This is a genomic window from Sphingorhabdus sp. (assembly GCF_023910635.1).
In the GTDB taxonomy this organism is placed as follows: Bacteria; Pseudomonadota; Alphaproteobacteria; order Sphingomonadales; family Sphingomonadaceae; genus Sphingorhabdus_B.
Genome location: NZ_JAAVVZ010000005.1, coordinates 1 through 21,684, shown reverse-complemented (window position 1 = coordinate 21,684; position 21,684 = coordinate 1). Strand labels below are relative to the sequence as shown.

At 56.5% G+C, this 21,684-nt stretch carries 20 protein-coding genes and 1 pseudogene; 11 read left to right on the top strand and 10 right to left on the bottom strand.

From position 1 onward, the window contains the following. The first annotated feature begins 131 nt into the window (after positions 1-131). The 3 genes from HEQ34_RS03935 (at position 132) to HEQ34_RS03925 (ending at position 2,484) form a co-directional block, all read left to right on the top strand. Positions 132-1,733: an isocitrate lyase gene (locus HEQ34_RS03935; RefSeq protein ID WP_296197691.1), complete on the top strand. Its 1,602-nt coding sequence runs from the start codon at positions 132-134 to the stop codon at positions 1,731-1,733. A gap of 11 nt (positions 1,734-1,744) precedes the next feature. Continuing rightward, positions 1,745-1,903, top strand: a complete 159-nt coding sequence (locus HEQ34_RS03930; protein ID WP_295444897.1) for a hypothetical protein — start codon at positions 1,745-1,747, stop codon at positions 1,901-1,903. Positions 1,904-2,073: 170 nt separating this feature from the next. Then, the gene (locus tag HEQ34_RS03925) at positions 2,074-2,484 is read left to right on the top strand and encodes a hypothetical protein (RefSeq protein WP_296197690.1); all 411 of its coding nucleotides are present in this window, start codon (positions 2,074-2,076) and stop codon (positions 2,482-2,484) included. Between the two features lie 20 nt (positions 2,485-2,504). On the opposite strand, the gene HEQ34_RS03920 is transcribed toward HEQ34_RS03925, so the two are convergent. Beyond that, the gene (locus tag HEQ34_RS03920) at positions 2,505-3,290 is read right to left on the bottom strand and encodes a 3-hydroxybutyrate dehydrogenase (protein ID WP_296197687.1); all 786 of its coding nucleotides are present in this window, start codon (positions 3,288-3,290) and stop codon (positions 2,505-2,507) included. A gap of 185 nt (positions 3,291-3,475) precedes the next feature. Between HEQ34_RS03920 and HEQ34_RS03915 the strand changes: the two genes are divergently transcribed. Together HEQ34_RS03915 and HEQ34_RS03910 are read left to right on the top strand one after the other, a co-directional pair. After that, on the top strand, positions 3,476-4,624 hold the full coding sequence (locus HEQ34_RS03915; RefSeq protein WP_296197685.1) for an alpha-hydroxy acid oxidase: 1,149 nt from the start codon (positions 3,476-3,478) through the stop codon (positions 4,622-4,624). A 402-nt stretch (positions 4,625-5,026) separates the two neighbouring features. Beyond that, positions 5,027-5,733: pseudogene (locus HEQ34_RS03910) on the top strand (IS5 family transposase). Here HEQ34_RS03910 and HEQ34_RS03905 read toward each other — a convergent pair. Then, positions 5,730-6,431 carry a LysE family translocator gene (locus HEQ34_RS03905; protein WP_296197682.1) on the bottom strand — a complete coding sequence of 234 codons (702 nt, stop codon included), beginning with the start codon at positions 6,429-6,431 and terminating at the stop codon, positions 5,730-5,732. The pseudogene HEQ34_RS03910 and the gene HEQ34_RS03905 overlap by 4 nt on opposite strands. Between HEQ34_RS03905 and HEQ34_RS03900 the strand changes: the two genes are divergently transcribed. Further along, positions 6,422-7,408 carry an LLM class flavin-dependent oxidoreductase gene (locus HEQ34_RS03900; RefSeq protein ID WP_296197679.1) on the top strand — a complete coding sequence of 329 codons (987 nt, stop codon included), beginning with the start codon at positions 6,422-6,424 and terminating at the stop codon, positions 7,406-7,408. The genes HEQ34_RS03905 and HEQ34_RS03900 overlap by 10 nt on opposite strands. A 779-nt stretch (positions 7,409-8,187) precedes the next feature. Here HEQ34_RS03900 and sdhA read toward each other — a convergent pair. Genes sdhA through sdhC form a run of 3 tightly spaced genes read right to left on the bottom strand, consistent with a single transcriptional unit; the run spans position 8,188 to position 10,822 of the window. Next, positions 8,188-9,990, bottom strand: coding sequence for a succinate dehydrogenase flavoprotein subunit (gene sdhA, locus HEQ34_RS03895; protein ID WP_296197676.1), 1,803 nt, complete (start codon positions 9,988-9,990; stop codon positions 8,188-8,190). Beyond that, positions 9,990-10,379, bottom strand: coding sequence for a succinate dehydrogenase, hydrophobic membrane anchor protein (gene sdhD, locus HEQ34_RS03890; RefSeq protein ID WP_296197673.1), 390 nt, complete (start codon positions 10,377-10,379; stop codon positions 9,990-9,992). The genes sdhA and sdhD overlap by 1 nt, the downstream gene beginning before the upstream one ends. Further along, positions 10,379-10,822 (bottom strand): succinate dehydrogenase, cytochrome b556 subunit, encoded by a 444-nt coding sequence (gene sdhC, locus HEQ34_RS03885; protein ID WP_296197671.1) that lies wholly within the window; start codon positions 10,820-10,822, stop codon positions 10,379-10,381. Before sdhC ends, sdhD begins: the two co-directional genes overlap by 1 nt. Before the next feature lie 164 nt (positions 10,823-10,986). Here sdhC and HEQ34_RS03880 point away from each other — a divergent pair, with 164 nt between their 5' ends. The 5 genes from HEQ34_RS03880 to HEQ34_RS03860 all read left to right on the top strand — a co-directional run bounded on the left by HEQ34_RS03880 (position 10,987) and on the right by HEQ34_RS03860 (position 14,884). Further along, entirely contained in the window at positions 10,987-11,679 is a 693-nt protein-coding gene (locus HEQ34_RS03880; protein WP_296197669.1) for an SDR family oxidoreductase, read from the top strand. Further along, positions 11,669-12,649, top strand: a complete 981-nt coding sequence (locus HEQ34_RS03875) for a 50S ribosomal protein L11 methyltransferase (protein ID WP_296197667.1) — start codon at positions 11,669-11,671, stop codon at positions 12,647-12,649. The genes HEQ34_RS03880 and HEQ34_RS03875 overlap by 11 nt, the downstream gene beginning before the upstream one ends. Positions 12,650-12,722: 73 nt before the next feature. Further along, on the top strand, positions 12,723-13,280 hold the full coding sequence (locus tag HEQ34_RS03870) for a sigma-70 family RNA polymerase sigma factor (protein WP_296197664.1): 558 nt from the start codon (positions 12,723-12,725) through the stop codon (positions 13,278-13,280). Continuing rightward, positions 13,277-13,963, top strand: coding sequence for an anti-sigma factor (locus HEQ34_RS03865; RefSeq protein ID WP_296197660.1), 687 nt, complete (start codon positions 13,277-13,279; stop codon positions 13,961-13,963). Before HEQ34_RS03870 ends, HEQ34_RS03865 begins: the two co-directional genes overlap by 4 nt. A gap of 438 nt (positions 13,964-14,401) precedes the next feature. Beyond that, on the top strand, positions 14,402-14,884 hold the full coding sequence (locus tag HEQ34_RS03860) for a fasciclin domain-containing protein (protein WP_296198065.1): 483 nt from the start codon (positions 14,402-14,404) through the stop codon (positions 14,882-14,884). A gap of 37 nt (positions 14,885-14,921) precedes the next feature. Here the strand turns inward: HEQ34_RS03860 and phhA are convergent, their stop codons facing one another. The 5 genes from phhA to HEQ34_RS03835 all read right to left on the bottom strand — a co-directional run bounded on the left by phhA (position 14,922) and on the right by HEQ34_RS03835 (position 21,576). Continuing rightward, positions 14,922-15,791 (bottom strand): phenylalanine 4-monooxygenase, encoded by an 870-nt coding sequence (gene phhA, locus HEQ34_RS03855; RefSeq protein WP_296197655.1) that lies wholly within the window; start codon positions 15,789-15,791, stop codon positions 14,922-14,924. Between the two features lie 725 nt (positions 15,792-16,516). Continuing rightward, on the bottom strand, positions 16,517-18,565 hold the full coding sequence (gene ligA / locus HEQ34_RS03850) for an NAD-dependent DNA ligase LigA (RefSeq protein WP_296197650.1): 2,049 nt from the start codon (positions 18,563-18,565) through the stop codon (positions 16,517-16,519). Next, complete coding sequence (locus HEQ34_RS03845; RefSeq protein WP_296197647.1) at positions 18,562-19,125, bottom strand: hypothetical protein; 564 nt, start codon at positions 19,123-19,125, stop codon at positions 18,562-18,564. Before HEQ34_RS03845 ends, ligA begins: the two co-directional genes overlap by 4 nt. Continuing rightward, positions 19,122-20,777: a DNA repair protein RecN gene (gene recN, locus HEQ34_RS03840; RefSeq protein ID WP_296197644.1), complete on the bottom strand. Its 1,656-nt coding sequence runs from the start codon at positions 20,775-20,777 to the stop codon at positions 19,122-19,124. The genes HEQ34_RS03845 and recN overlap by 4 nt, the downstream gene beginning before the upstream one ends. 4 nt (positions 20,778-20,781) lie before the next feature. Continuing rightward, positions 20,782-21,576, bottom strand: a complete 795-nt coding sequence (locus HEQ34_RS03835; RefSeq protein ID WP_296197641.1) for an outer membrane protein assembly factor BamD — start codon at positions 21,574-21,576, stop codon at positions 20,782-20,784. Between the last annotated feature and the right edge of the window lie 108 nt (positions 21,577-21,684).

Here is a 21,684-nt window from a genome sequence, read left to right as displayed (position 1 = left end):
ACATTACAACATTACAAATAAATGATAAGGTTCTACGACGATAACACAACAAATATTACAAAATTGACTCGGCTTTTCTGCTGAAATGGCAGAGAACTGCGGAATAGACCCCGCGACCGAAGGAATAGAAAATGTCATATCAGACACTGATAGCCACAAACAGCGCCCAAATTGCCGCGCATGAAGGAACGTGGGATTCCATCAGCGCCGAATCTGTCGCGCGTATGCAGTTGCAAAACCGTTTCCAGACTGGCCTCGATATCGCCCGCTATACCGCCAAGATCATGCGCGAAGACATGGCTGCTTATGATGCCGACCCCGCGCAATATACGCAGTCACTGGGTTGCTGGCACGGATTCATCGCGCAGCAAAAGATGATCTCTATCAAGAAGCATTTTGGCACCACCAAGAAGCGGTATCTGTATCTGTCAGGTTGGATGATTGCCGCATTGCGCAGTGAATTTGGCCCCCTGCCCGACCAGTCTATGCATGAAAAGACAAGCGTTCCGGCGCTCATCGAAGAACTCTATACATTCTTGCGCCAAGCCGACAGCCGCGAGCTCAACATCCTCTTCCGCGACCTCGACGATGCGCGTGGACAAAAGGACACAGCGCGCGTCGCCGCTATCATGGATAAGATCGAAAACCATGAAACACATGTCGTGCCGATAATTGCGGACATTGATGCGGGTTTTGGCAACGCAGAAGCCACTTACTTGCTCGCAAAGAAGATGATTGAGGCGGGTGCCTGCGCGCTTCAGATCGAAAATCAGGTGTCGGACGAAAAGCAGTGCGGCCACCAAGACGGAAAAGTTACTGTGCCGCATGAGGATTTCCTGCAGAAAATCCGCGCATGCCGTTATGCCTTCCTTGAACTTGGCGTCCCCGACGGCATTATCGTTGCACGCACCGACTCGCTTGGCGCTGGCCTGACCAAGCAGATCGCCGTTTCAACCGCTGCTGGCGACTTGGGCGATTTGTACAACAGCTTCCTTGATTGTGAAGAAATTGACCCCGCCACGGCGCAAAATGGCGACGTCATTTTGAACCGCAACGGAAAATTGCTGCGTCCAAAGCGTTTGCCATCAAACCTGTTTCAGTTCCGCCCAGGAACTGGCGAAGATCGTTGCGTGTTGGATTGCATTACTTCGCTTCAGAACGGTGCCGACCTCATTTGGATCGAAACGGAAAAGCCGCACATCGAACAGATTGCCGGAATGGTTGATCGTATCCGTGAGGTCGTTCCCAATGCAAAGCTGGCTTACAACAACTCGCCAAGCTTCAACTGGACTCTGAATTTCCGTCAGCAAGTGTTTGATGCTTGGTCTGCCGAAGGTCGCGACGTCTCGGCCTACGAACGCGCAAACCTCATGAGTGCAAGCTTCGACGAGACACCATTGGGCATTGAAGCGGATGTCCGCATCCAGAACTTCCAGCGCGATTCTGCAAAGCGCGCAGGCATTTTCCACCACCTCATCACGCTGCCAACATACCATACAGCGGCACTCAGCACCGATAATTTGGCGAAGGACTATTTCGGCGAAATGGGCATGCTAGGCTATGTCGCGGGTGTCCAACGCAAGGAAATCCGTCAGGGCATCGCCTGCGTCAAGCACCAGAATATGTCGGGTTCCGACATTGGTGATGACCATAAGGAATATTTTGCCGGTGAAGCTGCGCTGAAGGCAGGCGGCAAAGACAATACGATGAATCAATTTGGCCAGGCTGCATAGGAGCGATCGATATGGGTGAACCACCACGCGCACGCGCCGTCCTTTCTACCGAGGATCTTACGCTGCTTCGGCAAGCATTGGTGCATTATCTTGAGGTCATTCAGGACAAGCCTGAATCGGTCAAATTTGCCCGGCTTTATCACCGCCTTGGTAGCGCTGGCGGCAAATAGACCAACCCGCATAGACCAACCAGTTTTCCGTGTTTTCCTGGGGAGGAAAAACGCCTAACCGCCGGCAGCAATGTCGGCGGTTTTTTTATGCCCTTAAGGAATTTCATCGCTCATATTATATTAACGGCCTGCCGTTATCGCTTGGTCGGAACCTAATTGAGCAGAGGCGCATGGACAATATTCTGAAATTGCTATTGGGGGCGCTCTCGGTTGCCGGGTTTATCGCCCTGGTTGTGTCTGAGGAAAACCCAATCTCAGGGAATTCTTCGCAAGCCAGCGTTGAGATTACCGTGCAGTCGCCAGCGGAGTCACAATCGCTCCCGCCGTCTCCAATGCCCACGCAATCGGCCTTGGAACCCGTTGATGACTTTCAATTCGACACACCGACCATTGATGGAAATCCGATGCAGCCCGAATTTGGAATGCCATTGGGCACTGCACCGCAGATCAGTTCGTCCAAAGGCGATGGCGCGCCAGCTACCCAAATTGGCTACACACCGCCGCCCTATATATTGCCGGGCTCAGCGGCTCCGGCAGAAGCCGCCACGAACATCGCTGCGGTGGACGCCCAAGGACAATGAGCGGACTTTGACACTCAGTGCTATTGCGCGGTCCAACCGCCATCAACGGACAGGTTTGTGCCGGTAATCGCGCTCGCCTCATCACGGCACAAAAACACCGCGAGCGCGGCCAATTGCTCCACCTGCACAAATTTCTTCTGCGGCTGGTTGGCCAGCAGCACGTCGTTGATCACTTGATCCCGCGTCAGTCCCCGGGCTTTCATCGTATCGGGAATTTGGTTTTCGACCAACGATGTCCAGACATAGCCGGGGCAGATATTGTTCACCGTGATGCCTACTGTAGCCACTTCAAGCGCGACCGTTTTGGTGAAACCGGCAAGGCCATGCTTTGCGGCATTATAGGCCGATTTGAACGGCGATGCGACAAGGCTGTGCATTGACCCTGTATTGATGATGCGGCCCCAGCCCTTGGCCTTCATCGCGGGCAAGGCGGCCTTGGTTGTATGGAAGGCCGAAGACAGGATGATGGACAAGATCGCATCCCATTTGTCGTCCGGAAATTCGTCAACCGGCGCAACATGCTGGATTCCGGCATTATTGATCAAAATATCAGGTGATCCCAATAGGTTGGTGCATTCGCAGACCATGGCACGGATGCTGTCGGGTTGAGTCATGTCGGCCGCGGAATACTGCGCCTTTCCGCCGCTCACCTTGCTGAGTTCGTCGACATAGCTTTGGATCAGGTCGGCATCACCAAAGCCGTTGATCATCACATGTGCACCCTGCGCGGCCAACGCGCGGGCATAGCCCAACCCGATACCAGAGGTTGAACCCGTGATGAGTGCTGTTTTGCCTTCGAGAAACATATGAGCATGCCTTTGCATTTAGGGTCTGATGACTTTGTCTTGCGCAATGTCCCGGTAACCGCAATGTTCCATCAGGACAATATGCGGTGCGACGACCTTGCCCAAAGCAGCAGCGCAAGCAACCGTTGCTCGGGCAAACTATCCAAATGGATGCAATTATGTGCAAGGTCTGTCATAGGACCAAAATGCGTTTACAAGATTGCCATAATGTAGCCGATTTCCGCCGTTTAGCAGAATCGCGCCTGCCCGCACCGATCTTCAATTACATCGATGGCGCTGCCGACGATGAACGGACAAAGACGCGCAACACGTCGGCATTTGACGATTGCGATCTGGTGCCCAATGTCTTGGCTGGCGCGTCGGAGATCGACATGGGCGTGACGGTGATGGGGCAACGGATGGACATGCCGCTGATGCTGTCCCCCACGGCCTTGCAGCGCCTGTTTCATTGGCAAGGCGAACGTGCCGTTGCGTCGGTCGCGCAGCAGCATAATATATGGTTTGGTATCTCCTCATTGGCGACCATCAGCATTGAGGAAGTCGGCGCGACCATCAAAACCCCAAAAATGTTCCAACTCTACATCCACAAGGACAAGGGGCTGAACGCGTCGATGATCGAACGCTGCAAGGCGGCGAAGTTTGATGCAATCGCGCTGACGGTCGACACGATCGTTTCAGGAAACCGCGAACGGTGCCTGCGCAGCGGGTTCACCTCGCCGCCGCGCTTCACGCCCGCGTCGGTGTTAAGCTATGCCATCCACCCAAAATGGGCGCTGAATTATCTATTCCGCGAAAAATTTGCACTGCCCAATCTGGAAACGCACGTTGATGCAGGCACGAATGTCGCGGTATCCGTCGCGGAATATTTCAATACTATGCTCGATACATCCATAGACTGGAAAATGGCCGAAAAAATTCGGTCAGATTGGGGTGGCGAATTTTGTCTGAAAGGGATCATGTCCGTTGACGATGCGAAACGCGCCGTCGACATTGGCGCGACCGCAATCATGGTGTCCAACCATGGCGGGCGGCAATTGGACGGTTCGCGCGCGCCATTTGACCAGATATCCGAGATCGCCGATGCCGTGGGCGGCAAGATCGACATCATCTGCGACGGCGGCATCCGGCGTGGCAGCCATGTCCTCAAAGCAATCGCCGCCGGAGCAACGGCTTGCTCCGGCGGACGTTTATATCTTTATGCACTTGCCGCAGCCGGGCAACTAGGCGTCGAGCGTATTGTCGGCAAATTGCGTGACGAGATTGATCGCGACATGCGGCTTATGGGGGTCCGTTCCGTCTCACAGTTTGACCGTTCTATGCTGCGCTGGCGTTAGGGTCAGGACCACTTAAATCCACCTTCGCGGTTTGAGGCCATTTTGTTCAGTGCAAGGCGGTAAGCGCAGGACTTAGTGGTTCTAAGTCCAAGCTTGCCAACGCGACAATGGACAAAATGGGTCAAATCCGAAGGACGTCAAAATGGCTTCGATCTCAAAGCAAAATGCCCTTGCAGGCAGAATGACTGCCTGCGGCGGACATTTTCCTTCGATATCTTTGCCATTTTGACGCCGCGAAGGTGGATTTAAGTGGTCCTGACCCTAGGTCACATACTCATAAATTGGATTCCCAAAGTGATTGATATCTGATTCAATGCTTTTTCTGGAAGGGAGAAGCTGATGGCACGGTTTGATTTGACAGATTTCGAGTGGTTGGTGATCCAGCCTTTGTTGCCGACCAAGGTGCGTGGCGTGAAGCGGGTTGATGATCGGCGGGTTTTGAACGGGATATTCTGGCGGTTACGCACTGGCGCGCCTTGGGCGGATATTCCGGCGCGATACGGTCCGTATACGACCTGTGTGAACCGGTTCAACCGCTGGCGCAGAGCCGGTGTGTGGAAGCATATATTGGATGCAGTTTCCGTGGCTTACGAAGGCAATATCCAGATGATCGACTCGTCTTCGATCCGGGTTCATCAACATGGAGCCAATGGTAAAAAAAAGACCAGCGATCCCGTTGCATGGGTCACTCGCGTGGCGGCCTGACCACCAAGATACATGCACTGGTCGATGCGATGGGCATGCCGATCATGCTCAAGCTGACCGAAGGGCAAGCCGCCGATGGTCGCAGTGCAGCAGACATGTTCGATACCGTCGGCAAAGGGGATATCCTGCTCGCCGACCGGGCTTATGACTCCGATGCGTTGCGCGCCGAAATGGAGGCGCGCGGTGCCAGGGCCAATATCCGCGCCATGCCGCAACGCGTGATCAAACCGGCATTTAGTCACTTCCTCTATAAGCAACGCAACCTCGTCGAGCGCTTCTTTAATAAACTCAAGCATTTCAGAGCAGTTGCCACGCGATACGATCAAAGAGACGATAATTATCTCGCCTCTGTCCAACTCGCATCAATCCGGATCTGGTTGAGACATAATGAGTCTGTGGCCTAAGCTGAGGTTAAAAGGAACCAGATAGCGATGCCTGCCAACAGAATGGCAAAGACGCGGCGGACGATGCGCGCTCTGTTTCCGGTGGATATCCATCCATGTGCCTGTGCCGCTAGCGCGACGATGACAAGATGCACAAAAGTGGCAATCGCGACATAGCTTGCGGACAGCAACGCCGTTTGCGGCGCAATTGGCGCACTTTGCGTAATATAGGCTGGTAGGACCGTTATGAAGAAAACGGCTGCCTTAGGGTTCAACACGTTTAACAACAGCCCATGGCGAAACCATGCACCGAGCGCATTTTTGCTTACGCTATCCGGAATAGGTTCATCTTTGCCCGCCCATGTCTTCCACGCCAGCCAGAGCAAATAGGCAACGCCGGCATAGCGCAACAGGCTGAAAATCGCTGGAGAGCGTGTTGCCAACTCCGCAAGGCCGATTGCCGATGCAGCAGCCAGTATCGCGAGGCCAAGCGCAATCCCTGCTACCGCCGCAAATCCCGACCTTTTGCCTTCGCTCGCACTCGTCAACGCCAACCACGCCATATTTGGACCAGGCGTTAGCTCAATCAGCATTGTCGTCACAAGGAAGGGTATGAAAAATTCTGTCACCACATGAACGCATATCGCACGGCACGAAGAAATAGTCGATTGCGCTTGGCTTTGGGGTGATAAACCACCATCTACACGCCATGACTTCATTCTCTTTCTTGGATCTGGTGCCTGTTGTGGAAGGCGGATCGGTCGCAAGCGCGCTCGCCAACGCCGCTGACCTGGCGGCGCATGCCGAAAACCTTGGCTTCACACGTTATTGGGTTGCCGAACATCACGGCATGCGCGGCATTGCGAGCGCAGCCACCAGCGTCGTGATCGGGCATATTGCCGCGGCGACGAAGACCATCCGCGTTGGCTCCGGCGGCATCATGTTGCCCAACCATGCGCCTTTGGTCATTGCGGAACAGTTCGGCACGTTGGACGCGCTCTTTCCGGGCCGTATTGACTTGGGGCTTGGCCGCGCGCCCGGCAGTGACCAACGCGTCGCCGCCGCGATCCGGCGGACGCTCGACAGCGATCCCAATGCTTTCCCGCGCGATGTGATGGAATTGCAAAGCTATTTCGCCGATGATGGCCAAACTGGCATCGTCGCGACACCGGGCGCGGGTGCAAACATCCAACTCTATATCTTGGGTAGCAGCCTGTACGGCGCGCAAGTGGCCGCCGCTTTGGGCCTGCCCTTCGCCTTCGCCAGCCATTTTGCGCCACAGATGCTGGATGAGGCGCTGCACATCTATCGCAGCCATTTTCGGCCAAGCGCCATGCTTGACGCGCCGCACGCGATAGCCGCGTTCAACATCATCGCCGCCGACACCGATGCCGAAGGGGAGTTTTTAGCGAGTTCATTGATGCAAAGCTTCGTTGCACTGCGCACGGGCAACCCGCGCCAATTGCCCCCACCCGTGGAGGGCTATCTTGCGTCCCTGCCCGCTCATTTTAAAGGTGCCCTAGATGACGTGCTGTCCGCAAGCGCCATTGGTGCGGCCAATAGCGTAAAGTCAGCCGTGCAGGCGTTTCAGGCGCGAACACAGGCCGACGAAATCATCGTCGCCTGTTCGATATTCGATCATGCAAAGCGCAAACGGAGTTTGGAGATTACGGCAGAGGTTTTTGCTGGCCTTTGACGGGGTGGGGGCAAATTATATTTTTCGACGAATGCAATCGCGCAATGGGCGAGCCTTCAACGCGGGATAGGCCCCAGCCTGCGCTGGGGCGATGGGAATTTGGATTCACAGACCCCAATACCCCAAGATTGTCATTCCCGCGAAAGCGGTAACCCATGGCCCGATATTTCCGCGTATGATACGTTTTTTGTTCGCACGAAGACACGAAGACGAGGAGCAACCTCTTTGTGCCTTCATGTCTTTGTGCGAACCATTTTGCCGATAGACGGGATAGGCCCCAGCCTGCGCTGGGGCGACGGGAATTTGGATTCACAGACCCCAATATCCTAACATTGTCATACCCGCGAAAGCGGGAATCCATGGTCTCATATTTCCGCTCGCGATACGTTTTTGGTGCGCACGAAGACACGAAGACGAGGAGCAACTTCTTTGTGCCTTCGTGCCTTTGTGCGAACCATTTTACCGATAGTTCGGCCCATGGATTGTCCTGACGGTCACTAAGTTCCCTGCTTTCGCAGGAATGACGAATCAGGGAGTTCACGCCGAGGCGCGGAGGCCGCAGAGGGGCATTCCCCACAACGTCATGCACAACTCGGTTCAGCATCCATCGTGCCACATAGACCGAAGAGTAGAGACGAGAAATGGACCCTGAACCAAGTTCAGGGTGACGGTTGTGGGAGCGGACGACATTCGAAAGGTAGCGCGCGAAACTGAAACGCGTGATAGGCCCCAGCCTGCGCTGGGGCGACGGGGTGTTCAAAATCCCGATTTGCTAACCCTCAATACACCCGTGGTTTTGGCTTAATATACTCGACATCATCGGTCAGCGTATAATCATGCACCGGGCGATAGTCGATTTTGACCTTACCGCCGGAGCCGCCCCAACCTTCAAACCATGAAGCCGTGTGCTTCATCCAGTTGGCGTCGTCGCGCTCGGGGAAATCTTCGTGCGCATGTGCGCCACGGCTTTCCTTGCGGTTGTTTGCACTTTCGACCGTGCAAACCGCCTGCGCCATTAGGTTATCGAGCTCAAGCGTTTCGATGAGGTCGGTGTTCCAGATCAGGCTACGGTCGGTCACGCGAACGTCGGCCAAACGTTGATTGACCTTCTGCATTTCAACCACGCCTTCTTCCAACAATGCAGTGTCGCGGAAAACGGCGGCATGCTTTTGCATTGTGCGCTGCATTTGCAAGCGGATCTCGGCGGTTGGCGATCCGCCTTTTGCGTTACGGAACTTATCGACGCGTGCAAGCGCAAGGTCGGCGGCGTCAGCCGGCAATGCCTTATGCGGAGCACCTGGCGTCAACGACGATTTCAGATGCAAGCCGGTTGCGCGACCAAATACGACCAAGTCGATCAACGAGTTCGACCCAAGCCGGTTGGCGCCGTGTACGGAAACACAGGCTGCCTCACCGACCGAATAAAGGCCGGGAACGATGACTTCGGGATCATCGCCAACCTTGGTGACAACTTGCCCATGATAATTGCACGGAATACCGCCCATATTATAGTGGACCGTTGGCGTCACGGGCAGCGGCTGCCGCGTCAGGTCAACGCCCGCGAAAATCTTGCCGCTTTCGGTGATGCCGGGCAAACGCTGCGCCAATACCGCAGGGTCGATATGATCGAGATGTAAATAGATATGGTCTTTATGTTCGCCAACGCCGCGCCCTTCGCGCATTTCAAGCGCCATCGAACGGCTGACCACGTCGCGTGATGCAAGGTCCTTCGCCGATGGGGCATAACGCTCCATAAAGCGTTCGCCTTCGCTGTTGGTCAGATAACCGCCCTCGCCGCGTGCGCCTTCGGTAATCAGCACGCCTGCGCCGTAAATACCCGTCGGGTGGAACTGAACAAATTCCATATCTTGCAATGGCAAGCCAGCGCGCAAGACCATGCCGCCGCCGTCACCGGTGCAGGTATGCGCCGACGTTGCGGAGAAATAGGCGCGGCCATAGCCGCCGGTTGCCAGCACGACAGCGTGGCTTTTAAACCGGTGGATACTGCCATCTTCCATGCACATGGCGATAACGCCACGGCATTCGCCATTTTCCATGATCAGGTCGAGCGCGAAATATTCAATGAAGAAGTCCGCGTCATATTTCAGGCTTTGCTGATACAAAGCATGCAACATCGCGTGACCGGTACGGTCGGCCGCGGCTGCGGTGCGTTGAACCGGCGGGCCTTCGCCCATATTCTGCATATGGCCGCCAAAGGGTCGTTGGTAGATGGTGCCGTCGGCATTACGCGAGAAAGGCACGCCCGCATGTTCAAGCTCATAGACCGCTGCTGGCGCCTCACGGACCATATATTCGATGGCATCTTGGTCGCCGAGCCAATCGGAGCCCTTGACCGTGTCATACATGTGCCACGTCCAATGGTCGGGCGAGTTGTTACCGAGCGATGCGGCGATCCCGCCCTGCGCCGCGACAGTGTGCGAACGCGTTGGGAAGACTTTGGTAATGCAAGCGGTTTTTAGACCTGCTTCCGCGCTGCCCATGGTGGCGCGCAGACCCGACCCGCCAGCGCCGACGACGACGGTGTCATATGTGTGGTCAATAATCTTGTAAGCGTCTGACATCAGGCGGGAGCTCCGGTAAATGCGAGTTTTGCGACGACGAAAATGCCGAATACGGCGCTGGCGATGACGTAAAAGTTCAATAATGTCATGGCCGCAAACTTCAGGCCGTCATCATGGACATAATCCTCGATCAACACCTGAAGCCCAAGGCGGACATGCGCAAAGATATTGGCAATCATCAAGATCATCGGAACCGCAACCAATGGCTGCGCGAGCCACTGCGCCAGTGCGGCATGGTCAAAACTTGGGATCATCAACAACGACAGCACAAACCAAGTGGTCAGCAACACATTGCCAATCGCGGTCAAACGCTGCTTCAGCCAATGTTCGCCGCCATGTTTAGCCGAACCAAGGCCGCGTACGCGACCGATATATGTTCTACTGTCCATCACAAAACTCCAAGAAAGCGCGATGCCACAAACAGGGCGACCAATGCAGTTGCAAAAAAGGCTGCGACAAATGCAACCGATGCCCACAACCGGTTGGTCTTCAATTCATAGCCAGCGCCAATATCCAGCACGAAGTGGCGAAGCCCTGACGCCAAATGTTGGAAGAAGCTGAAGGTCACGGCCAAGCCCACAAGACGGAAGAACCAGTTGCTGGCGATTTGTACTGCCGTGCCATCGACGCCTGCCGAAACGACATATTGTTGGAACGTGGCGTAGCTTTGCGCGCCACCCCCAATGGCCGACAACCACCATAATAAAGTCATCATTCCAGCAGTCGCGAGAACAAAGCCTGTCGCGCGATGGAAGATCGAAATGGCCATCTGCGGCGACCAACGATACACCTGCAAATGCGGTGACAGTGGCCGGTTGGGGTTTTTCGCCATAATTTTTAGCGTCCTTCATATCTGCAAGTGGTCGACGTTGCGACGCTCATTAACCGATTAATGCCGTGGTGCAAGACCTGCGCAGTGCGAAACGCGCAACCCTTCAACTGATTTCTTCAATAACTTTGGTTGAATTTTCGTCTGTGCTGTGAAAAGCAGCGCCCATGAAAACCCATATCCTTATAACCGGCGCCTCGCGCGGAATTGGCGCAGCAATCGCCGCAAGTTTTGACCCAGCCACAACGAGGGTGATTGCATTGTCCAGCAAGGACGGCGACCTGAACGACCCGGCGGTTCCCGCGCGGCTGTGGGCCAACGCATGTGAGGCTTTGGACGGACGGATTGATGTCCTCATCAATAATGCAGGCGTCTTCGAAGAAAACCCCATTTCGCGGTCGGATGATGCATGGCTGGCAAGCTGGAACCGAACCATGCAGATTAACCTGACGGCCAGTGCGGACCTGTGCCGCCGCGCGGTGCTGCATTGGCAAGAAAATGGCGCATCAGGCCGCATCGTCAACATCGCCAGCCGCGCCGCACATCGCGGCGACAGCACTGCCCATTGGCATTATGCCGCATCAAAGGCGGGCATGGTTGCGATGACCAAAACCATCGCGCGCGCTTATGCCAAAGAGGGCATTTATGCCTTCGCGATCTGTCCCGGCTTTACGATGACAGGCATGGCCGAAGAGTATCTGCAAAGCCGCGGCGGCGACAAATTGCTGGCGGATATCCCCTTAGGCAAGGTCGCAGACCCCGAAGAAGTCGCGGCTATGGCGAAGTTCTGCGCCTTGGATGCGCCGCCATCGATGACCGGCGCGGTGCTCGACGTAAATGGCGCAAGCTATGTCCGGTGATTGGAAAGTCCGGTTTCCCTGCACCCGTGCAGAGGCAGAGGCAATCCACGAAGACGATGACTGGCTTGCGTCGCTTGATCCCATGCCCACGATTGTGGCGGACGAAGTTGAGGCATTTAACGACGATAAATGGCGCTTGGATGCCTATTTTTCGGTTGAACCTAGCCAGTCTGTTATCAACGCGATTCACAGCCGGATAAAAAGCGCTGCAAAGGCAAAGGCGGTCATCGAAAAGCTGCCCGACGCCGACTGGGTCGTGATGAGTCAACAAGGGTTGAAGCCAGTCCATGCGGGCCGTTTTTATGTCCACACCAGTTCCAACAAGGGGACCGTGCCCAAGGGCGCAACGCCGTTCCTGATTGAGGCAAGCCGCGCTTTTGGCACAGGCGGCCATGAAACCACTACTGGCTGCCTGAATATGCTCGACAGCATGAAACGCGCCGGCAAACGGTTCGACGTGATCGCCGATATTGGCACGGGCACTGGGTTGCTCGCTTTTGCCGCAGTTCGCCTTTGGCCAAAGGCCTATGTGACGGCGTCGGACATTGATCCGGTTAGCGTTGAGGTCACTGCGGACAATGCGCGGGCCAATGATGTGCCCTGTGGCGTCTCTCAGGGGCAAGTGGTGCTGTGTGCAGCAGAAGGCACCGCGCACCCACTCATCGTCTCACGGGCGCCCTACGACCTCGTAACGGCCAACATTCTCGCCGGCCCCTTGATTGAGCTTGCACCGTCCATTGCGAACATACTTCGCGACAATGGTTCATTGATATTGGCCGGGCTCCTGAATATTCAGGCGGAGGCTGTGTTACGCGCGTATAGACGGCAGGGTTTCCGTCTCGAAAAGCGCGTTGACTGTGGTGACTGGCCGTGTCTGTGGCTATTGAAGCGCCGCAAATATGGTTGGAAACGTCACGTCCGTGCCAGTGGTCGCACGAGCCAACCACCCGGAGATTTCGGAACTTGGTAGCAAAGCAGCATTGCACCAACCGAATGCCTTCGCCATATTATCTCGAATGACAATTAGCTTAGGGCCAACAGATTTGGATTCGGCGCGACGCGCGAAGCTTGCCGAAGCGCTGGTGCAAGCAGGTCGTGGCGACCGCAATGCATTTGCTACCGTTTATGCGGCAACCTCTGCGAAGCTATTTGGCGTGTGCCTGCGTATCTTCCCCGACAGGAACGAAGCGGAAGACGTGTTGCAAGACGCTTATCTCACTATTTGGAACAAGGCCGCGAGCTTTGAAAGCGGTCGGGCAAGCCCGATTAGCTGGCTTGTGGCTGTAACGCGTAACCGGGCGATTGACCGGCTGCGCGCAAAAAAGAAAGTTGGCACAAGCTCAATCGACCAAGCGGCGGAAATTGCCGACTCTGCCCCCTTGGCAGATGCGCAATTAATCGAACAGGCGGATGACCGTATCTTACATGACTGTATATCGTCTTTGGATCAACGCGACGCCATGTTCATAAAAAATGCCTTTATCGGCGGATCGACTTATGCCGATCTCGCCAAAAATGAGGGGCAGCCCTTAGGAACCATCAAAAGCAGAATAAGACGGGCCTTGTTAAAGCTGCGCGGCTGCATGGAGGGCGCAGCATGACAGCCATCACCGACGAAGATTTCACCTTAGCCGGGGAATATGTGCTTGGCCTGCTGGATGCGGGCCAAGAAGCGGTTGTCGCCGCACGCATTGCCACAGATTCCGATTTCGCCGCCGAAGTTGAGGCATGGCGCCTTCGGCTGAATCCGTTGCTTGGGCCAGAGCATTTGGCCCCTGCGCATATCTGGCCCAAAATTGAAAAGGCCCTGCCCGCGGCGACTTTGCAAGATGTCGGGACGGCGAAGCTCACATTCTGGCGCGCGCTCACAGGTCTTTCCGTGACGGCAGCGATTTTCCTTGGCGTTTTGCTATTGCAACAGCCCGCTCCCACCGCACCTGTCGCCAACCCGACGCCGATGATCGCCGCTTTGGGTAGTGAGGATGGCCGATCCGCGATGACCGCAAGCTATGATAGCACGCAGGGCACCATGCTCCTGATGCCGGTCACGCTGGAAACGGGCGAGTTATATCCCGAATTATGGATCATACCCGCCGACGGGAAAGCGCGTTCGCTTGGTGTCATCAATGGCGACAGGCCAACCGCAATGGACGTCAGCCCAGACATGCGCCAATATATGAATGAAGGTGCCTTACTGGCGATAACGCCTGAACCGGCGCAGGGCGCGCCGGGTGGCGTTGCCACGGGTCCAGTGCTCGCAAGCGGGAAAATGATAATTTTGTGATCTAGGGTCAGAATTGCGTCACTCGCCCCCGACTGTCACCCCCCTCGACCGTCACCTTCCCCGACCGTCACCCCCACCCGTCACCCTGAACTTGTTTCAGGGTCCATTTATCAGCCGAAAACTTCGGTCTGTGTGGCACGATGGATGCTGAACCGAGTTCAGCATGACGTTTGGAGGAAACGCGTTCTCTTATTCCCGTCGCCCCCCGGCCGTCACCCCCCACCCGTCACCCTGAACTTGTTTCAGGGTCCATTTATCAGCCGAAAACTTCGGTCTGTGTGGCACGGGTGCATCCGAACGGCCAATCCATCCGTATCTGTTTTCAGCACGCCAATGATTGGCAGTGCCGAGAAACAGGAAAGCTGAACCATGAAATCTACTAGCCGTTTGATAGCCGCCATAGCACTGGCAACCTCAACCCTCGCTGGCACAGCCGTAATGGCGGACCATCACAAGATGTCCAACCCATCTGTACCATCCAAGAACATCGTTGAAACCGCGTCAGCCGCGCCAAATCTGAGCACATTGGTCGCTGCGGTAACTGCCGCAGGCCTTGTCGACACGCTCGCAAGCCCTGGCCCGTTCACCGTGTTCGCGCCAACCAACGCAGCCTTTGAAAAACTGCCCGCAGGGACCGTCGGCACGCTCGTGAAGCCAGAGAATAAGGCGACCTTGACCAAGATACTGACCTATCATGTGGTCGCGGGCAAGCTAACCGCCGCCGACATTGTCGGGGCTATCCAAGCAGGTGGCGGCAAGGCGACGCTCACGACCGTATCTGGCGACAAGTTGACCGCGCGTTTGTCGGGCAACAGCGTCGTCATCACCGATGGCAAGGGTGGCCAATCCGCCGTGACCACCGTTGACGTCATGCAGTCAAACGGCGTTGTCCATATCATTGATTCCGTGTTGCTGCCTTAATCGGTAGCTGGGTTGCCGGTCGCTCGATCCCCCTCGTTCAGCGGCCGGCACCCATCGCATATTCTTGCGTGCCGTGCGTGCGCAGCACATCATCTGAAGATACTTCACCGGCCATTATGTCGGGAAGTGTTTCCAACTGAGCATAAAGCGGCGCAAAATCGGTCTCCAGTGTGACGTTTAGCAATTGGTCGATGCTGGAAATCACAAAATAACTCTGCTGAAAATCGTCAATCCGGTAGTGCGTGCGCATGACCCGAAGCAGATCAAACGCAATCCGGTTCGGGCTTGGGTCGTCCAAAGCAAAGATGCTTTCGGCATAGCTTGATACTATCCCTGCGCCATAAATGCGCAGACCATCGGGCTGCTGGATCAGGCCAAACTCCACCGTATACCAATATAACCGGGCCAGATGGTCCAACGCGCCAAAGCCCAACGACCGCAGCCCGCCTTTGCCATAGGCCACCATATAATCGGCAAACACCGGATCGGCCAGCATCGGCACATGTCCAAATACGTCGTGAAAGACATCTGGTTCTTGCAGATAATCGAGCTGTTCCAGCGTCCGGATGAAATTGCCAGCGGGAAAACGGCGGTTCGCCAGATGGTCAAAGAACACATCGTCCGGAACAAGACCGGGCACAGCGACAATTTGCCAGCCCGTCGCCGCCATCAACCGCGCGTTCAACTCGCGATAATCGGGAATGCCGGGGCGCGACAGTTTGAGCACATCAACGCCGCGCATGAAGGCATCGGCGGCACGCCCGGGCAGCATGGCGGTTTGCCGTGCAAACAGACGGTCCCACATTTCATGTTCATCCGCGCTGAACTTTTCCCAATTTTGGGGTACGGTCCAATCGGCATTCGCGCCAGCGGGCGGCGTTTCATACACGTGACTATTCGGCTCCATCCGAACTAGTTACACTTGAAACCATATTATGGCAACAGCAACTGCAACTACTGGAGCCTATCGCGTCTCGCCGGATCGGGCTGCGCTCGACCGATAGACGTGATAGGCCCCAGCCTACGCTGGTGCGACGGGAATAAGAAGGCGCGCTTCCCCCAACGTCATGCTGGAGCCGAAGGCGTGCAGAGCACAACTCGGTTCAGCATCCATCATGCCACATAGACCGAAGGGTGCAGAGGCAAAACCCGATCCCCCCAAAAACACCGTCGCTCCAGCGTAGGCTGGAGCCTATCTCGTCTCGCCGGATAGGGCTGTGCTTTGTCGATAGACGTGATGGGCCCCAGCCTGCGCTGGGGCGACGGAAAAGGGTTCACGCAGAGGCGCGGAGGTCGCGGAACTGTGCCGCAATAGCTCACACCGTCGCTCCAGCGTAGGCTGGAGCCTATCTCGTCTCGCCGGATAGCGCCGCGCTGGGACGATAGACGTGATAGGCCCCAGTCTGCGCTGGGGCGACGGGAAAGGTTCACGCAGAGGCGCGGAGGTCGCGGAGCGGTATTCCCCCCAACGCCATGCTGGAGCCGAAGGCGTGCAGAGCACAACTCGGTTCAGCATCCATCATGCCACATAGACCGAAGAGTAGAGAGGAGAAATGGACCCTGAACCAAGTTCAGGGTGACGGCCGGGGGGCGACGGGATGTAAAATCATGCCGCCAACCTATCCACCAACATTAGCCGCTTTGCACGATATTTGCCCATTCGGCTTCGTCAATGACCTGAATGCCAAGCGCGGTTGCCTGTTTCAGTTTCGACCCAGCGCCAGGGCCGGCCACAACAAGATCGGTTTTTGCGCTTACAGAGCCAGCGGCTTTTGCTCCCAGCGCCTCGGCCTGTGCTTTGGCTTCATCGCGGCTCATCGTCTCCAGCTTTCCGGTGAAAACAATCGTTTTGCCCGTCCACGCGCTCTCGCGAATGTTGGAAACATAAGCAGGCGGCTGCACCGCGTTCAAAAGGTCGTTCCAAACGGAGAGATTATGGGGTTCGTGGAAGAAGTCACCCAACGCCTCGGCCACCGCGCCGCCGACCCCGTCTATCGCAGTGACATCCGCAATCGCGGATTCATCCGCCTGTGCCAGCCTTAGGCCGACCTTGCCGATTTCTTCAACTGATCCGAACGCCTTGAACAAATCACGCGCTGTGACCGTTCCGATGTGGCGGATTCCCAAACCAAAAAGCAGTTTTGCGCCGTCGGGCGCACGCTTTGCCTCAATCGCTGCCAACAGGTTATCCACAGACTTATCCTGCCAGCCATCACGCGACAATATATCAGCGCGGCGGTTCCGAAGCCTGAAAATATCCGCAGGGCTTTCCAGCCAGCCCATATCAAAAAATTCTTGGATGGTTTTCTCACCCAGCCCTTCGATATCAAGCGCGCCGCGACTGACAAAATGGATAAGCCGTTGCACCCGCTGCGCCGGGCAAATCAGCCCCGCCGTGCAGCGCACATCGACTTCGCCCTCTTCGGCCACCGCTTCGGAACCACATTCCGGGCAATGGGCGGGAAAATGATAGGGCGCGCGATCACTTTCGCGGGTCAGGTTTTCAACGATTTGGGGAATGACATCCCCTGCCCTCTGCACGACCACGCGGTCACCGGGGCGCACGCCGAGGCGCGCAATTTCGTCACGATTATGCAGCGTCACATTGGACACCACGACACCACCGACGGTCACAGGCGTAAGGCGGCCAACCGGCGTCAACTTGCCCGTTCGGCCAACCTGTATATCGATCTGCTCCAGCGTCGTTTCCGCACGCTCCGCCGGGAATTTATGCGCAATGGCCCAGCGCGGCGATTTGGCGACAAAGCCAAGTCGTTCCTGCCATTCCAAACGGTCAACCTTGTAGACAACGCCATCAATATCATAAGGCAAATCGGCGCGACGGCGTTCGATGTCGGCATAATGCGCGAGCGCGTCTTCGGTGTGACCAAAGCGGCGCAGCAAGGGCGATATTGGCACGCCCCAATCGGCAATCGCTGCCATCACCTGGCTTTGCGTATCTGCGGGCAGTGCGCTCACCTCACCCCAGCCATGCGCCAGAAAGCGCAAGGGGCGCGCCGCCGTAACCCTTGCATCCTTTTGCCGCAAAGACCCCGCGGCCGCATTGCGCGGGTTGGCGAACAGCTTTCCACCCTTTGCCAGTTGCGCTTCGTTGATCGCGGCAAAATCGCATTTCGCCATATAGACTTCGCCGCGTATTTCGAAAATGTCGGGCACGTCACCGGTCAGCTTTTGCGGGATGTCCGCGATATAGGCGACATTGGCCGTGACGTCCTCTCCCACGCTGCCATCACCGCGCGTCGCGGCTTGCTTGAGCACGCCTTTTTCATAGCGCAGCGACAGCGAAAGCCCGTCAATCTTGTCCTCCGCCGTTAACGCGACCTCTGCGTCTGCGGACAAGTTCAAGAAGCGTCGCACGCGCCCGACAAAGTCATGCACATCTTGCGCCGCAAAGGCATTGTCGAGGCTCATCATCCGTTTGGCGTGGGTGATTTTTTTGAGGCCAGAACCTTCGACCGCCGCCCCCACTTGCGTGTTAGGGCTATCCGCGCGGATGAGGTGCGGGAATGCGGCTTCTAATTCATTGTTACGGCGCACCAATGCGTCATATTCCGCATCGCTTATCTCCGGCGCGTCTTGCGTGTGATAGCGTTTGTTATGATAGGCAATCTGTTTCGCCAAGCGCATGAGCTCATTGGCTGCATCGGCCTCTAAAGTCACTCATTCGCTCCGGTTACAGGATTGGCCACGTCAAACGCAACCCGGAATAACCGGTTCGGGCGTGCCAGTTCATAGGTCAATGTCTGGCCCGGATCGATTTCAAATGCCCAGACGTTGGTGTTTGAAACCGTGCGGCCTTCTTTAGTGAACATCGCTTTGGAATAGGCATCGACGGGGAACTCCTGACGCGTGGCCGTTCCCACTTGCGCGGTGTCGCCGCCATATTGCGATACGGGGTCTTCGGTGCCGTCTTTTAGCATATGGCGGTGTTTTAGGCGCAGGCCGCTGTCGGTCCGCGTGATGATCCATGTGCGTGAACGGTCTTCGCCAACGTCGAACGAAATCTGGATTTCGCGGTCGGTACAGGTGCGGACATGCGCCTGCATCTTCGCCGTGGCAAAGCTGGCGTCGCTATCATCACCAGCGACCAATTTGCCATGGAAGCTTTTTCCGCACAGCGTCGACATTTGCGTAAAAAACTGGTCCGCCGGTTGCGCCGGAGATTGCGGCGTCGCATAGGCGCTGGCCGACAAAGCCACCAAAATCCCAAATATCTTCATACAACCTCCAAAAGCCGCACGGCCTGAGCCCTTGCCTCGTCTGTTACCTCTGCGCCGGACAGCATACGGGCGATTTCTTGGCGGCGTGCTTCGGCATCCAACAAGGTGACGCCGGTCCGTGTCACCGTCCCTTGGCTCGATTTCGCGATGAAATAATGCGCCTTCCCCTTGGCCGCGACCTGCGGGCTGTGCGTGACAGCAAGCAATTGTGTGCGGGTCGCAAGACGCGCAAGGCGTTCGCCAATCGCCGCGGCAACTGCGCCGCCAACGCCGCGGTCGATTTCGTCGAAGATAATCGTGGCCGCTCCGCCCTCTTCGGCCAATGCGACTTTCAACGCCAGAATGAAACGCGACAATTCCCCGCCCGACGCGATCTTCGCCAAGGGCGCAAAAGGCGCACCGGGGTTGGTCGAAATCAGGAACTCAACGCGGTCCATGCCATAAGCGGTCCAGCGGTCTTCGGCCAATCGCTCCACCGCCGTCTGAAACTGCGCGGCATCAAGCTTTAATGGCGCAAGTTCATTCTTCACCGCTGCGTCCAACTTGACCGCAGCCGCGTTACGGACCGCAGACAATGCGCTTGCGCTCCCGACATAGGCGGTGTGCTTGGCCGCGACCTCGGCCTCCAACAACGCAAGTCCCTCGCCGCCTGCCTGTATCGACTGCAACTGCGCCGTCAGCTTTTCCTGCAGCGCGATAATGCCGTCTGGCGCAATGTTATGCTTGCGGGCCAGTGCGCGCAGCTCAAACAAGCGCTCCTCAATCTCGTCAAGCCGTGCAGGTTCATATTCAATCGCGCGCGCGGCGGCGTTTAACTTATCCTCGGCCTCGCTCGCCTCAATCACCGCGCGGTCCAATGCGGTCAGCGCCTCGGCCAATAACGGGTGCGCGTCGGCCAAACGGTCCAGCTTGCGCGCCGCGCCACGGATCAGCGACAGGCCACTTTTCGGGCCACCAAAGCTTTCCAACACGGCCTTGAGGTCCTCGGCAATGCGCTCGCCCTTTTGCATGTCGGACCGCTCACCCGCGAGCTGCTCTTCTTCGCCGGGTTGTGGGTGGAATGCGGCAAGTTCGGCCACCGCATGTTCCAGCCATTCGCGGTCGCGCGCCGCGTTTTCGAGCGCTTCACGGGCAATATCCAAGCGCGATTTGGAATCCTGCCACGCGGCAAAATTGGCCGACACGGTTGCGGTGTCACTTCGGCCAAAGGCGTCCAGCAATCCGCGATGCCCACGCGGGTTCAGCATGCCGCGATCATCATGCTGACCGTGGATTTCAACCAACGCAGCGCCAACTTCCCGCAACAGCGCGGCAGAGCAAGGTTGGTCGTTGATAAACGCCTTGCTGCCGCCGTCCGCCTTTACCGAACGACGGATGATTAAAGGTTCATCGCTGTCGATATCAATGTCATTGTCGGCCAAGAACGCCGCGACATGGGCCGGTGCATCAAAACTCGCCGTAACCTGCGCCTTGTCCGCGCCGGACCGTACCAAACCGCTATCGGCGCGCGCACCAAGGGCAAGGCCAAGCGCATCCAACAATATGGATTTACCGGCCCCGGTTTCTCCCGTGAGCACGCCAAGACCGCCTGCAAATTCCAAGTCCAGTGCCTCGATCAGCACGACATCGCGGATCGAAAGCCCCGTTAGCATGGCATTACGCGGCGGGCGCGTTCTTCTGCATCAAATTATAGGCACGCACATACCATTCGCTGCCGGGATAATTGGCACCCAGCACGGCCGCTGCCTTCTTCGCCTCTTCGGGCACGCCCATTGCAAGATAGCTTTCGGTCAAACGATACAAAGCCTCTGGTGCGTGCGTCGTCGTGTCATATTTATCGACCACTTCACGAAAGCGCAGCGATGACGCAAGCCACAATGCGCGACGTTGGTAGAAACGACCAATTTCCATTTCCTTGCCGGCAAGGTGATCGCGGACAAGGTCAATCTTCAACGTGGCATCCGACGCATAACGCGATGTCGGGTAACGGCGCTGCACCTCGCCCAAAGCGGCCAATGCCTGCTCCGAAATCTTCTGGTCACGCGTCACGTCACTGATCTGCTCATAATAAGACAAAGCGATCAGATAATATGCGTAAGACGCGTCCTTGTTACCCGGATGGATCGACAAGAAACGGCGCGACGATTGCACCGACTCATTATATTTCTGCGCCATATAATAGCTAAACGCGCTCATAAGCTGCGCCCGGCGGGCCCATGGCGAATAAGGATGCTGACGCTCCACCTCGTCAAATAACGCCGCTGCGACTTCATATTGCTTGTTATCAAGCTTATCCTTTGCGGCGGCATACAGCGTATTTACGTCACGCGCGACATAACGGGTGTTGCTACCCGGCTTCGCACCGCCACCGCCCAGACCGAGCGCAGCGCAACCGGAAAGCAGGGAAGATGCGGCCAACACCGCGACGGGCACAAGGAATTTTTTGTTCATGAATGTTCCCTAGATAATCTTGTCCGCCCCGCCAAGCCTTTTGCTTGGCACGGCGCATAAACACGCACATAGCGTGGCCGAAATATTGTGTATCGGCGATGAACTGCG

Bases quoted from the DNA above. Each gene is read 5' to 3' on its own strand.
- HEQ34_RS03935 (WP_296197691.1), top strand. From the start codon at position 132: ATGTCATATCAGACACTGATAGCCACAAACAGCGCCCAAATTGCCGCG.
- HEQ34_RS03930 (WP_295444897.1), top strand. From the start codon at position 1,745: ATGGGTGAACCACCACGCGCACGCGCCGTCCTTTCTACCGAGGATCTT.
- HEQ34_RS03925 (WP_296197690.1), top strand. From the start codon at position 2,074: ATGGACAATATTCTGAAATTGCTATTGGGGGCGCTCTCGGTTGCCGGG.
- HEQ34_RS03920 (WP_296197687.1), bottom strand. From the start codon at position 3,290: ATGTTTCTCGAAGGCAAAACAGCACTCATCACGGGTTCAACCTCTGGT.
- HEQ34_RS03915 (WP_296197685.1), top strand. From the start codon at position 3,476: ATGCGTTTACAAGATTGCCATAATGTAGCCGATTTCCGCCGTTTAGCA.
- HEQ34_RS03900 (WP_296197679.1), top strand. From the start codon at position 6,422: ATGACTTCATTCTCTTTCTTGGATCTGGTGCCTGTTGTGGAAGGCGGA.
- HEQ34_RS03905 (WP_296197682.1), bottom strand. From the start codon at position 6,431: ATGAAGTCATGGCGTGTAGATGGTGGTTTATCACCCCAAAGCCAAGCG.
- sdhA (WP_296197676.1), bottom strand. From the start codon at position 9,990: ATGTCAGACGCTTACAAGATTATTGACCACACATATGACACCGTCGTC.
- sdhD (WP_296197673.1), bottom strand. From the start codon at position 10,379: ATGGACAGTAGAACATATATCGGTCGCGTACGCGGCCTTGGTTCGGCT.
- sdhC (WP_296197671.1), bottom strand. From the start codon at position 10,822: ATGGCGAAAAACCCCAACCGGCCACTGTCACCGCATTTGCAGGTGTAT.
- HEQ34_RS03880 (WP_296197669.1), top strand. From the start codon at position 10,987: ATGAAAACCCATATCCTTATAACCGGCGCCTCGCGCGGAATTGGCGCA.
- HEQ34_RS03875 (WP_296197667.1), top strand. From the start codon at position 11,669: ATGTCCGGTGATTGGAAAGTCCGGTTTCCCTGCACCCGTGCAGAGGCA.
- HEQ34_RS03865 (WP_296197660.1), top strand. From the start codon at position 13,277: ATGACAGCCATCACCGACGAAGATTTCACCTTAGCCGGGGAATATGTG.
- HEQ34_RS03860 (WP_296198065.1), top strand. From the start codon at position 14,402: ATGGCGGACCATCACAAGATGTCCAACCCATCTGTACCATCCAAGAAC.
- phhA (WP_296197655.1), bottom strand. From the start codon at position 15,791: ATGGAGCCGAATAGTCACGTGTATGAAACGCCGCCCGCTGGCGCGAAT.
- HEQ34_RS03845 (WP_296197647.1), bottom strand. From the start codon at position 19,125: ATGAAGATATTTGGGATTTTGGTGGCTTTGTCGGCCAGCGCCTATGCG.
- recN (WP_296197644.1), bottom strand. From the start codon at position 20,777: ATGCTAACGGGGCTTTCGATCCGCGATGTCGTGCTGATCGAGGCACTG.
- HEQ34_RS03835 (WP_296197641.1), bottom strand. From the start codon at position 21,576: ATGAACAAAAAATTCCTTGTGCCCGTCGCGGTGTTGGCCGCATCTTCC.